General features: G+C 66.1%; 11 protein-coding genes. All 11 read right to left on the reverse strand.

The window, feature by feature from the left end:
- Positions 1–3 precede the first annotated feature (3 nt).
- The 11 genes from IT430_11185 to IT430_11235 all read right to left on the reverse strand — a co-directional run bounded on the left by IT430_11185 (position 4) and on the right by IT430_11235 (position 12,575).
- On the reverse strand, positions 4–1,239 hold the full coding sequence (locus tag IT430_11185) for a hypothetical protein (GenBank protein MCC6908497.1): 1,236 nt from the start codon (positions 1,237–1,239) through the stop codon (positions 4–6).
- Between the two features lie 97 nt (positions 1,240–1,336).
- Positions 1,337–4,108: a hypothetical protein gene (locus tag IT430_11190; GenBank protein ID MCC6908498.1), complete on the reverse strand. Its 2,772-nt coding sequence runs from the start codon at positions 4,106–4,108 to the stop codon at positions 1,337–1,339.
- Between the two features lie 121 nt (positions 4,109–4,229).
- Positions 4,230–4,907: a hypothetical protein gene (locus IT430_11195; GenBank protein ID MCC6908499.1), complete on the reverse strand. Its 678-nt coding sequence runs from the start codon at positions 4,905–4,907 to the stop codon at positions 4,230–4,232.
- Positions 4,908–4,912: 5 nt separating this feature from the next.
- Positions 4,913–5,506 carry a hypothetical protein gene (locus IT430_11200; GenBank protein ID MCC6908500.1) on the reverse strand — a complete coding sequence of 198 codons (594 nt, stop codon included), beginning with the start codon at positions 5,504–5,506 and terminating at the stop codon, positions 4,913–4,915.
- Positions 5,503–7,377: a hypothetical protein gene (locus tag IT430_11205; GenBank protein ID MCC6908501.1), complete on the reverse strand. Its 1,875-nt coding sequence runs from the start codon at positions 7,375–7,377 to the stop codon at positions 5,503–5,505. The genes IT430_11200 and IT430_11205 overlap by 4 nt, the downstream gene beginning before the upstream one ends.
- On the reverse strand, positions 7,374–8,825 hold the full coding sequence (locus IT430_11210; protein ID MCC6908502.1) for a general secretion pathway protein GspK: 1,452 nt from the start codon (positions 8,823–8,825) through the stop codon (positions 7,374–7,376). The genes IT430_11205 and IT430_11210 overlap by 4 nt, the downstream gene beginning before the upstream one ends.
- On the reverse strand, positions 8,822–9,769 hold the full coding sequence (locus tag IT430_11215) for a prepilin-type N-terminal cleavage/methylation domain-containing protein (GenBank protein MCC6908503.1): 948 nt from the start codon (positions 9,767–9,769) through the stop codon (positions 8,822–8,824). The genes IT430_11210 and IT430_11215 overlap by 4 nt, the downstream gene beginning before the upstream one ends.
- The gene (locus tag IT430_11220; GenBank protein ID MCC6908504.1) at positions 9,766–10,209 is read right to left on the reverse strand and encodes a hypothetical protein; all 444 of its coding nucleotides are present in this window, start codon (positions 10,207–10,209) and stop codon (positions 9,766–9,768) included. Before IT430_11220 ends, IT430_11215 begins: the two co-directional genes overlap by 4 nt.
- Entirely contained in the window at positions 10,203–10,814 is a 612-nt protein-coding gene (locus tag IT430_11225; protein MCC6908505.1) for a prepilin-type N-terminal cleavage/methylation domain-containing protein, read from the reverse strand. The genes IT430_11220 and IT430_11225 overlap by 7 nt, the downstream gene beginning before the upstream one ends.
- Before the next feature lie 26 nt (positions 10,815–10,840).
- Positions 10,841–11,278, reverse strand: a complete 438-nt coding sequence (gene gspG, locus IT430_11230; protein ID MCC6908506.1) for a type II secretion system major pseudopilin GspG — start codon at positions 11,276–11,278, stop codon at positions 10,841–10,843.
- A gap of 28 nt (positions 11,279–11,306) precedes the next feature.
- Complete coding sequence (locus tag IT430_11235; protein ID MCC6908507.1) at positions 11,307–12,575, reverse strand: type II secretion system F family protein; 1,269 nt, start codon at positions 12,573–12,575, stop codon at positions 11,307–11,309.
- Between the last annotated feature and the right edge of the window lie 9 nt (positions 12,576–12,584).

A 12,584-nucleotide genomic window follows, 5' to 3' on the forward strand; every position in this document is an offset into this window, starting at 1 on the left:
CGGCTAGCGCGGGCTGCGCTGCAGGTCGGCCTGGTTGAGTTGGGCCGCGGCGGCGCGGACGGCCTCTTCGCCCGCCAGGCCCATCGCCCAGAGGTTCAGCTGAAAGAGAACCTTGGTGTCCATGGCGATGAGCACGAACGGATGAGCCGGGTTGCTCGTGGCGCAGGGCACGCCTGAACCCTTGAAGAGTTCGACGGGCGCGCTGCGGTCGCGCAGGAACTGGTAGTAGACGCGGCTGAGGCTGCTGTAGATGATGCCATCGCCCGTGTGCCAGGCGGCGGCGATGCTCGGAGAAGGCAGGCCGCGCACGCGCTGTCCCTCGGGCCAGCGGGCGTCGTATTCGAAGATGCGCTGCTGTCCGCTGTGGAAAAAGAGAATGCGCGGCGAGCCGTCGGGCGCCGCCGGCGACTGGATCCCCGCCAGCGCCTGGAACGCCATGAACACCGTGCCCGCATCCGTCAGCCGCTCGCGCTGCAGCGGCTGGCGCATGGCCTCGGCCGAGCGCGTGTCGAAGACGACCAGATCGAGCGCCTGGTCGGCCCCGAGGTGGAAGGCAAAGAGCACGTTCTCATTGCCGCACCAGATCGGGAACATGAGATCGCCGGTTCCGTCGCCGGCGCGGTAAACTTCGTTCTCTCCCTGCACGAACAATTCGAAGTGCGATTCATTTCCCTCGCCCACGCGCTGGCACCACGCGAGGCGCCCGGAGGGCGAACGCGCGGCGAAGGCGTTGACGCCCGAGTTGAGTAGCCACGTCGTTTCGCCCGTCTCCCATTGCACAAAGCCGATGCGGCGCATGTCAGGCCCCATCGGAGACTCGATAAGAAATCCTGACTCATCGGCGCCGCGGCCGAGGACGCCGGCTCCCTTGAGCCGCTTGTATTCGACGAGCCGCTGGCCCGGCTTGTCACCCTGGGTGTGCTCGATGCGGTAAATGATGATGTCGAGTTTGGGCGCGGTGACGGTTGCGTCGGCGAGGATGCAGTCCCAGACCTCATCATCCGCCAGCGCCGGAACCGGCGCTTGTACCGCCATGTACTGCCCGCCCGGGCTCACGAGCGGCAGCAGGTGCCGGTCGTATTCGATCGTGCCCAGCGATGCGATCCAGGCGGTGACGGCGGAGTTACTCGTGCTCAGGCCGTTCGGGACGTAGGTGTCGAGCACGCTGGTGTCGCGCGGCGTGTCGGGGCGCACCACGTCGGAATAGGTCAGGCGGGGCTTGTTGGCCTTTTCAGTCACGCAGCCGGTCGCGCACAGCGATGCTGCCAGCAGCGTCAGGAAAGTGGTCCGGCTCCACCGGGGCGATCGAATTCGAGCGCAATTTATCATGAGCGATTCAGTCCTTTGGCGGCTGCTCCCACGGCAGATCCGATTTCCGCTCGGCGAGGCTGAACTTCGCGCCGCTGCGCGGCTTGTCCTCGCGATCGGCGGCGCCCGACGGGGTCTGCATCCACGGCAGGCTGCCGCGGCCGTCATCGAGCGGATCGCCCTCCGGCTGCGGCTCGCGCTCGCGATAGTAAGGCTCGTTCCAGTGATCGAGACTCGCGGGACTCTCTTCGACATCCGCGCCTTCGAGTTTGCGCCGGCTCTCGTTGAGCAGGCGATAGTCATCCTCGCCCAGTGAGCGAATCTTGTCATCCGAGTCGAGAATGATTGGGCGGATGAACGCGACCAGTTCGGTGCGCGATTCGGACTTTTCGGTCGAGCGGAACAGGCCGCCGATGAGCGGAATGTCGCCCAGCAGCGGAACCTTGCGCACGATGTCATTGAGCACGGTGCGCCGGATGCCGCTGATCACCACCGTCTGCCCGTCGCGGATCGTCACCTTTGTCGTCGTCTCGCGCCGGTCGAGGATCGAGCCGCCAAAGAGCGTCTGGCCCGGCACCACGCTGGACAACTTCAGGTTCACGCGCAGATCGACGTTGCCTTCCACGGTGATGTGCGGCCGCACGCTGAGTTGGATGCCCACGGCGAGGTACTCGAAGCTCTGCGTCACGCCGCCCACGTCCGTCGTGGTTGAATCGGTGATGAACGGAATGTCCTGGCCGTCAAAGAAGTTCGCTTCTTCGTTGTCGCTTGTAACGACCTTGGGCCGGAAAAGCACGTTGACATCCGTCACCTGCGAGAGCGCCTGCAGCGCGACGTTGAGATCGACGTTGACGCCCAGAGTGGAGGTGTCAAACAAGGCGTTGATGAGTTCGTTTTTCTCGCCCTCGATGTTGCTGTTCACGACGATGCGGTTGTCTTCGTTGGGTCCGCTGGCGACGTTGCCGCTGCCCCAGCGAATGCCCAGCGAAGTGGCGTCATCGACGCTGACCTCCGCGACGATCGCCTGGATGAGCACCTGCCGGCCCGGCGCATCGAGCATCTCGATCAGCGTACCCATGGCCTCGCGCAGTTCCGGCGGCGCGATGACCATCAGGCCGTTCATGCGCGGATAGGGCATGACGCGCACCTGGCCGATGAGGTTCGAGATCTTGCGCGCATCGGGGTCGGGTGAGCCCGACTGCCACGGAAACGCCATCTCTTGGCCTTGTTCTGGTGTCTGCTGCTGCGTCTGCTGCTGCTGGTTGCCGATCTGCGAGACGTTGGATCGCTCCGTCAGTTCCTGGGTGGTCCGCTCCACCGCGGCCCCGCGGGCGCCTTCCTCGGCCAGCAGCGCGTTGATGCGGATGGCCAGGTCCTCGGCGTCGGCGTATTTCAGTTCATAAATCTGCGGCTTGTTCACGTCGCCGGGCACGTCGAGGCGGTGAATGAACTCCTCCACGAGCGGATACATCGTGGGAATCTGCGATGTAACGAAGAGCAGGTTCTTCGTGTTGTCCGCCTTGAACGACAACTGCCCCGCGAGCGCGGAGAGTTTCGGTCCTTCGCCTTCCTGGTTGCGCGAGGTGTTCTGCTGCTGCCGCGCCGCGTTGCCGTCGAAGAAGAAGCCGCTCTCAAATGTCTGAACGTCCTCGCTCTCCTGCGCGAAGATTTCGTTGAGCATCTCGGCCATCTTCACCGCATCGCTGTTCTCCAGGCGGATGACGATCGGCAGCGGCTCGCCGTGCTTGATGTCCCACTGATCTTTGATCTGATTGCGCACCTGCTCGATGATGTCGCGCTCGGCCCGCACCGTAACTGAGTTGAGCGACTTGTCCGTCACCACCGACAGCTGCGTCGAAGTGGTCAGCCCTTCGTCCTGGCCGGGACGGGGTCGATTCCCGCCAAAGATGTTCTGGTTTCGACCGCCCTGCTGCTGCTCTTCCTCCTGACCGAAGATGCCGACGATGAGCTTGGCCACGCGGTCGGCGCTGGCATACTTGAGATAAAACGTCTCGAGTTGCAGGTTGCTGCCGGCGATGTCGAGCTTGTCGATCTGCTCCTGCAGGCGCTGGAGCGTGCCGATGTTATAAAGCGCGATGATCCGGTTGGAGGTGTCATCGACTTCGATCTTCATGTTCGGCGGGCCCTGGGCCTGGATCTTGTCCTTGATCGTCGAGGCCTTGCCGTACTTGATCTCGAACACCTTCTCGATCACCATACCCGTGTCGTTGCGGCCGAGCACGGGCTTCTCGGGCCCCCACACGGGCACCATGCCCTCCTGAATGTTGGCGACGTTGAGCACGGCCAGATGCGTGCCGCGATCGATCACCGCGATGCGGCTGGCAAAGAGCGTGTCCACGAGCAGGTTGAGCGCCTGCTCTCGGGTGAGCGGCGTCGAGTTGATGATGGTGATCTTGCCCTGCTGGCTGAGCATGAGCGGATCGGGCTGCACCGGCCGGCCCGAGAGGCGCTGGAGCAGCAGCATGGCCTGGTCGATGGGCATGCCGTTGAGCGAGAGCAGTTCGGTATCGCCCTGAGGCTGGGCGCCTGCGGCTGCGCCGGGCTGCGCCTGGGGGTTGTCGAGCGGCTGAGGCTCGCCGAATTCAAGGCCGCCGTCGTCGCCGCCCTCGAGGCCGAAGTCGAAGATGGGCTGATCATCTTCATTGCCGGTCTGCGTCTGGTCCGGCGGGGCGCCGAAGTTCAGCGGTGAATCCGGGGCGTCCTGCGCTCCCGGCGCGCTGGCGGGCGCGACGAGTGCGGATGCAGCCAGGGCCAGGCACGTTCGGCGATAGTGTTTCATGTATCTCGCGTTCCTGTTGGGCCGCACTCTCACGCGGCCGCGTTTGTCTCTCTGCTCGTGAGGTGACGATCCCTCAAGCGGCGCTCCGGTCCACCACGACCGGCCGCCGACACTTCATGGTTCAGTTGTTGTCGCCAGTGGCAGCTTCCTCTGAAGCGACGTCGTCGCCGAAGTCCAGCCCGGCGCCGCCCGCCGCGGTCGAAGCCGGGTTGCCGAAAAGGCTCGCCGCGGGCGCGGCGCCGCCCGGCCCGCCGCCGAAGTTGACCACGGGCAGCGCCTCGAGCCGGTCGAACAGGTTCAGTTCAAACTCCGCGCCCGACCAGCGCACCTTCGCCTTCCACGGCTTTTCGATCCCCAGCAGTTCGAGGCTGCCGCCCTTGTCGCCCACGCGAAGAAATGGGCTGCTGTTGAAAACATTGGAATCGAAGACGGCGCCTTCGCTGCCGGCAAAGCCAATGAGTTTCGGCCCGCCGTAGGTGCGCGGCGGCGTGGCCGGCCTCGGCTGAGTGTCCACGATCACCGGCTCCCGCTCCACGCGCGGCCGGGCCGGCGTGAAGAACGGCGAGCGCTTGCTGATGAAATCCACATCCGACTTGACGGCTTCGTTGTACGCAAGCGCCGCGGCATCACCCGAATCGACCCCTTGCGTCACTTGGTACAGCGAGCCGGCAAACAGAGCCGAAAGCACCTTGGGCGACACCCAGAGCAGCACCACCGCCGCCGCCGCGAGAAGGCCGATGGCCGCGCGGGAAATCCCCGGCAGGCCGCGCCACGTGCTGTAAAGTGCATTGGCGTTCATGACGTTCATTCCTTACTGAGGTACCACGCGTCGGCGACGAGCGTGACCTCGACTTCGGCCCGATCGGTGAGCCGCCGCACTCGCACGGAAGCAATCTCCGCGATGGACGGCACCATTTCCAGATCGCCGATCACCGCCATGGCAATATGAGGCTTGGCGGTGAATTTCACTTCGATCGGACCTCTTACATATTCGACGCCCGACTTGGCCGCGTCCGTCTTAAGTTTAGTTGAAGACCGCTCGGTCATCGACGCGCGGTCTTTTGTGAGGTCATACTTCGACAGCACTTCGCTGATAGCCACTTTCGCCTCGAGCACGCGCGACTGGTCAGCGCCCGGCGGCAGGACGTTGCCCCACTTTTTGTGCCCGTCGGCGATGATGTCGCGGTTCGCTTCATCCGGCTCGCTGTACCTGGCGATGTTCATCACCGCCTGGTCGGCGCGGGCTCGCTGCTGCGCCATGAGCACGAGCAGCGGCTCGATCAGAATAAAGTACAGCGCCAGCGCGATGACGAGCCAGACGAGCCACTTCATGGCGCGCGGCAACTGGCGGTACGTCGCGCTCAAGCCGCCCCGGGTTGTGGTTCCAGTGCTGTTCACGGTTCGAAATCATCTCCATCGGGCGAGGGCTGGCTGCTCAACTGCCGCTTGCGCTCGAGCAGTTTGTTCCATTCTTCCTGCAGGCGCGGATCGGAATACTTGATGGCCGCGCGGGCGAGCAGCGCCTTCTGCACTTCGTCTTCGTTCATCGCGCCGATCTGCTCATCCGTCAGTGGAGGCGGCGGCCCCTTGGGCGGACTGCTCGAGCCGCTGCCGCCGGCGGTACCGCTGCCGGTCGTGCTGCTGGCGCCTGTGCTGCTGCGCGCAGCGCCGGGCGAGGCGCCGCTGGAGTTTCCCACGGGCGGGAAAACGAAACCACTGCCGTCCGAACCGCCGCTGTCCTGTGGCGAGCGATTCCGCGGGGAGCGCGACGGCGGACTGAAGCCTCCGAGGCTGAAACTGCTAAAGTTATATTCGCCCGGGACGACTTCCTCGGGCGGCTGGTCGTAGAGCACCGTCGCGAGCGGCTCATCGCTGGGTCGCTTGACCTTCGCCGTCGCGTTAGCCACGACGGCCTGCAGTTCGAATTCGATCTTGTTCTCGCCCCAGGTGAAGTTCGGCGCCTTCACCTCGGCAAAGAGGCTCGACTCGTTGAGCCGGCTGTGAAACTCCAGCACCTGGCTCTGCTCGGTCAGGGGCGCCGAGCCGCTGACCGTCACCATCGACGAACTGTCGATGTTAATAGAATCGAAGGCGATGTCATACGGCGCCATGCCCGCGATGTCGGCAAGGATCTTGGTCATCGGCCAGCGATGGCTGCGCAGGGTGCGGAAGAAGTCCGCTTCCGCCTGGCGATCCTTGAACACCTTCTCGACTTCCTGAAGACCGCGCGTTTTGTATTCGAGGATGGCCAGGCGCGTCCACCCGCCGAGGATCGGCGCCGCCAGGATAACCAGCAGCGCCACAATCGCCACGCGCCTGGCGCGGGCGGGGTCGCTGAGCCAGTTGAGCGCCGAAACGAGCGGCCCGCGCACCACCTCGGGCGCCTCGGGCAGCAGTTCCGCCATACCGCGCCGCGGCCCCATCGCGGCCAGCGCCGCACCCGCGCACAGGCCGAATCGATTCCACCACGCGCCGTCGGCGCCGGCGCCCGAGACGGACTTGCCCAGGCGCTGCAGGACCTCGGCTTCGACGACGAGAACCTGCCGCTGCGCGCGGGCGGCGTTGCTCACGCGCAATTCGAGATCGGCCAGCGCCTCATCCGAAGCGCCGGCGCTCATGGCTGTTTCGACGGCGATGCGGGCCGCGTCGGTGGACCACTGCGCTTCGCTGAGGCGCGCCGTGCGAACCGCCGTCACCCCCTCCAGGTGCGCCGCGAGTTCCATCGACCGCTGATCGCGATCAAGCGAGGCAATCGTGCCCTGGTTGATGCCGCTGTGCACGAGCAGTTCCAGCAGGGCCGCCGCCTCGGCGCAGCACGTCACGTTCTCGATGCTCGAGGGCCAGTCGGCGGCCTGCTCGCCCGGCCAGCCGAACGCGATCGCGATGCGGTTGTCCACCGGCGTGCGCCAGGGCATGAGCGCCACGGCGCGGCGGTGGCCGGGCAGCATGGCGGGCAACTCGGCCTCAGCCTGCAACTGGGCCGCCTCCGCGGCCGCGGCGTCGTCAAGCGGCGGAATCTCCAGCACCCGGCAAACCACCGAACCGCCGGGCAGCACGCGCACGACGCGCTCGGCCGCCCACCGGGTCAGCAGGGCCGCGAGGCGGTCGGCGTCGCGGGCCGGCAGCGTCTGGTGTTCGACGACATGAATGCGCCCGCTGCGCACTTCGGCGAGCAGCGCGCTGATCTGATCGCCCTGGCGGTGCACCGCGGCGACGCGGCGTGGCGCGTCATGGTCGTTGAGTCGGGTTGAAGTGTTGAGTCTCGTCATCGTTCGAGGTAATCGATTATCTGAATGGGAAGCGAAGAACGGTCGATCGTAACCACCAGTTCAACCTCAGTCCTGCCGGGCAGTCCCACGCCCAGGCTCGTGATCGTGTACACGTTGCTCTTCACGTCAATGAGCGGCGCCATCGCCGCGAGCATCTCCCGGCTGATCGTCGGAAGCTCGAGCAACTCGATAATGTTCGTGATGCCGTCTGACTTGCTGTTGCGCAGCAGATCGATCTGGTCCGCCAGCGCCTCATCGACCTCGGGAAGCAATTCAAGCACCTCGACGGGTGCTTTGTTGATGTTGATGCGCCCGGGCACAGAGGCGTACGTCGTGCCGATCGTGCTCTGGGCGAGCACGCGGCCGATCTGCTCGTCGGTCAGATCGCGCGCGCCGAGCGTCTGCTGTTGCTGCTGCTGCTGGTTGCGTTGATTGCGCCGGCCTTGCGTTCCTCCGGTGGTGGCGCCGCCGGTTTCGCCGTCCCCACTCGCGCCCGCCGGCTGGCCCGAGCGCGTGATGGTGCTCAGGGGCGTGGTGATCAGGCCCGCCAGCGTGTTGCCTTCGGCGCGGGAATACTGGAACAGCGCGTTGGCCTGGGCGATATCCACACCGAGCGCGCGACTGATCTCCGAAACGGCGGAGGTGCTCAGCGAAATCTTGCCCGCCTGCGGCGCCAGCGGGCCCGGCTCGCGCGAGGCCGCGGTGAGCAGCGCCGACCAGCCCGCATCGAGCCGGCCGTCGCCGTTGTCATCGGGCAGCGAGGCGTCGCCGTCGTCTTCATTGGGATCAAGCAGGCCGTTGAAGTTCCAGTCTTCTTCGCGAAGCAGCTCAGGCGTCACGCCGTAGACGAGTTCGAGTTCCTGGATCGACTTGAACGGCGCGTTGCGCGGGCTGTAGGGCTTGAGGTCGTTGTTGTAATACCCGGCCTCGGCGCCGCCTTCGCGCACGTCGCCATCCGGATCGACCCAGTCGAGGATCGACGCGACGATCTCGGGTGTGATGTCTTCGAGTTTGTTGAGCGCATCCTCGTCGAGCGTGTTGATGTTCGCCCTGGCGTGGGCGTCGGCCGGGCCGTCAACGACTCGATCGTCGTACCAGTGCTGAATGTGGTACTCCGCCACGAGCAGTCCGTTGGAGTCGGTGATCTCGCCGTGCGCGAGTTGCTCCATGTCCGCTTCGAAGTTTGGCAGGTCGATTTCCTGCTCGGTGTCGATGAGCCACTCGAGGTAGGCCATGTACGACTCAACGCCGGCGCGGGCGGCCCACTTGGCGCGCACGCGGCCGAGCGCTTCGCGGCCGGACATCGCCTGGCGCTGGGCGGAGAGTTGCAGGGGGATGACGATGAGCGAGGCGATGGTGACGACCCACAGCACGAGCATGAGCGTCGAGCCGCGCCGTCTGCCGCGCATCGCGCGCGCCGCCGGGATGTTGTGGCGCGCTGGGATCATCCGTCTCCTCTCGGCCGGCCGCCGCCGCTGCGTCCGCCACCGTCGCCGCCGCGCGTGCCGCCGCCCTCTCCTCCGCGATCTCCGCCGCGGTCGCGCGGCCGGCGCCGAGGCCCGCTTCCACCGCCGCCGAAGTCGCCTCCACCACCGCCGCCTCCGCCAAAGTCGATCGTCGGCGCTCCCGAGCCGTTCTCCGAATCGAAGAACTCGAGATTCTCGATGTCACTCGACGGGTCATAGGTCTCATCCACCGCGGGGTCGAAGGGCAGGGGTATCCGGTCGATGGCGACGGTCAGGCGCGACGCGACTTCTGCGCCGGTTGATGGAATGACGCCGCGACACGTGACGCGCAGCGCGTGCGGCAGGCCGTCGGTGTCGCTGTCCCACGTGCTCAGCCAGGTCGTGCCGTCGAACGCTTCGAAATCGAGCGAGCGGATGTTGATACCCATCGGCACCGCGACTCCACCGCCTTCGTAGTTCTCATCGACGATGGGATCGGCGCGGCGCCAGACCACGCCCGTGACGACCGGGTCAGTCTTGAGACGGTAACTCACTTCGTGAATCGTCGACTCGCGGTAGGTCGGGTCATCATCGTTCGCGGGGCGCACCGGCCGCATCGAGCGGCAGAAGAGCAGGATCTCATCGTGCTGATCGGCGCCCGAACTGGTCGTGTCTTCGATGCGCACGATCGTGTCGAGCAGCCGGGTGTCGCGGACGATGTTTGCCATGTCGCGCGCGATCGAGCGCGTGATCGAATTGACCGACTCGACGGCCGCCTGCCTCTGGGAGGATCGGTCGCGCCCGTCGGCCAGGCGGCGGATGGAGATCGTCGCCGCGCCCGCGAGGATGGAGGCGATCACGCTGGCGACGACAAGTTCGATGAGCGTGAAGCCGCGCCGCGCGGCCGCGCGCCGTGGCGCCCGTGATGTGCGGTTGATCTGCCTCATGGCCGCTCCACGGGCTGAGTGGGTTCGCGTTCGGGATCGGGTTCTTCGCCCAGCCGGCGGGCCATGAGCGTCTGCACTTCAGCCGTCTGCTCGCCCGCGCCCGTCTGCCACCACACGCGCGCGGTCACGCGAAACGGCTCGTTGGGCGCCGTGTCGTCGATGCTGATGCGGAAGGTGAAGCGGTCAAGCGGCGGCTCGACCGTCCCGCTCATCTCGCCGGCCTTGAGGTATTCGGCCGGTCCCAGCGCCAGCACGTCGTTGAGCAGTGAATCGAGCACCATCGCGGCTTCCTCGATCTGCTGCCCGCGCGCCTGCGCATTGAGCGACCGGCTGGCGATGCCCAGCACGGCGACCAGGGCGCCCGAGAGCACCATGCCCGCCACGAGCACGTCCATCAGCGCCAGGCCGCGGCGGATCGGATTGGCTTGGCGCCTCACCATCGCTCGTCTCCGGCGCCTTGCGCGTTGAGGTCTTCGGGCGTGAGGCGCAGCCGCGTCGCTTCCTCGCTCAGCGTCATCGAGCGCATCTCGCTGGGCAGCAGCGTGACGGTTTCGACCGTGTCGCCGAAGGCGATGTCGAGTTCTATGTTCGGCCGCATGCGGTTGGGCGCGACTTCGACGCGGAACGAGCCGCGCTCAAGTTGCCCGTCAAACAGCGCCGCTTCAAGGGTGATGTCGCGCTCGAAGGTGACCGGCGGCGTGAGGTTGTCGCGCTTCCACTGGCCTTCGGCCGGCCGCGTATCAGGGGTCAGTCCCATCGCAATCGTCGACTCGAGGCGCTCGACCCACAGCTGGTTGAGACCCGAGTCGTACACGAGCGCCACGGGCGCCTGGCTGGCCACCTGCCGGTGCGCGAGCGTGTCGAGCACGTTCTGCACGCGCTGCACCATCACCCGGCCGCGGCGCGGCAGTGTGTTGGTCATGCGCACCGTCGTCACACCCGCGAGGACCGAGAGGATCACGATCACGACGATCATCTCGACGAGCGTAAAGCCGCCGCGACGCTGCGCGGATGGCTGGTTCGAGATGGTGGCGGTGCGGTTCATGATGCGATCCGTGCGGGTTGAGACCATCAGCCGATGATGTCGGCGTTGTCGCCTTCGCCGCCCTCGCGGCCATCGGCGCCGTAACTGACGATGTCGTAATCGACGTGGACGGTTGGAGGAATGACCAGGGCGTAGTCATTGCCCCAGGGGTCCTTCAGATCGGCTTCCTTGTTGATGCCCTTCTGCCATGTGTCCGGCGCATCCTTGGGTTTGTCCCACAGCATGGCGCGCAGCGTGTCGCCGCTGTCGGGTTCGCGCCCGAGGTCGGTATAGACCAGATCGAGCGACGTGCGCAGGCTCGCCATCGACGCCTTGGCCGCGGCGACCTTGGACTGGCCGATGCGGCCCATCAGGCGCGGCGCGACCACGGCGGCGAGCACGCCGATGATGATGACCACGACGATGGCTTCGATGAGCGTAAAGCCGCGCCGCGGGCGACGTTGAGAACGGTTTCTGGTTGGCATGGTTCGAATCTCCAAATGGGCGGCCGGTTCAGCCGATCGCAGCCTGAAGCGAGAGCATGGGAAGAATGACGGACAGAATGACGAAGCCGATGATGATCGCCATGAACACGACGATGACCGGCGGCAGCGCCGAGGTGAACATTTTGAGAGAAGCGGTCGTGCGCCGGTCGAACGAGTGCGCCGCCTGCGTGAGCATGGTGTCGAGCCGGCCGCTGCGCTCGCCGAGGTCGATGATCTGAATGAGGATCGGCGGGAAGTAGCCGCTCTTTTCCATGGGTTCGGCGATCGACTTGCCCGAGCGAATTTTGTCGGCCACTTCGTCGATGACCTGCTCCATCGCCTTGTTGCCCAGCGTGTCGCGCGTGATGACGATCGCGTCGATGATCGGAATGCCCGAAGCCATCAGCGTGCCCAGCGTTCGCGTGAAGCGGCCGACCGCCACATCGCGCGTCAGTGCGCCGACGATGGGAATGCCCAGCAGCATGCGGTCGCGCTCGTAGCGGATGTGCGGCTGGGCCATGGCGGACCTGTACGCCGCGAACGCCAGGCCGATGCCCGCGAGCACGAGCCACCAGTAGGCGCCCATGAAATCGGCAAAGCCCTTGACGATCACCGTCGGCAGCGGCAGCGTGATGTTCTGCCCTTCGAGGCTCGAAAGCACGCGCGGAATGATGAACGTCACGATCACGGCGATGCCCACGGCCAGCACGCAGATGAGAATCGCCGGGTACATCAGCGCCGCCGCGACGGAGCGCTTCGTCTCGAGTTCACGATCGAGCAGGTCGGCCAGTTGCATCATGACGACTTCGAGCCGGCCCGACGCTTCGCCGGCGCGGAGCATGCCCACGATCATGTCATCAAAAGGCTTGCCCCATTCGAGCGCGGCCTGCGCGAGGCTGCGGCCGGCTTCGATGCGGCTCATGAGGTGTTCGATAACCGCCCTCTGCCGCTCGCTGGACGCCTGCTTTTCCACGGCGCGCAGCGCGCTCATGAGCGGCAGGCCCGCTTCCAGGGCCGTGGCAATCTCGCGGATGAAACCCGCCAGTTCGCTGCGGCGCATCGTGCCCTTGACGCCGCTGGTCGCTCGGCCGATGTCGGCGCTCGCCGCGCCGGGCGCCGAGCGGAACGACGGAGCCGAGCGGCCGGCGGCAATGTGCCCGTTGAGCGGCGCCAGTTGCGTGGCCGTCTCGCCGCGCTGCCGCAGCGCGCGGATCGCTTCAGCGCGATCGTTCGCGTCGATCGTGCCAGCCATCGACTGGCCAGCGCGGGTCACGGATTGGTATTGAAAAGTCGGCATGCGTCAGGT

It is taken from the genome of Phycisphaerales bacterium (assembly GCA_020852515.1).
Taxonomy (GTDB): Bacteria; Planctomycetota; Phycisphaerae; order Phycisphaerales; family UBA5793; genus UBA5793.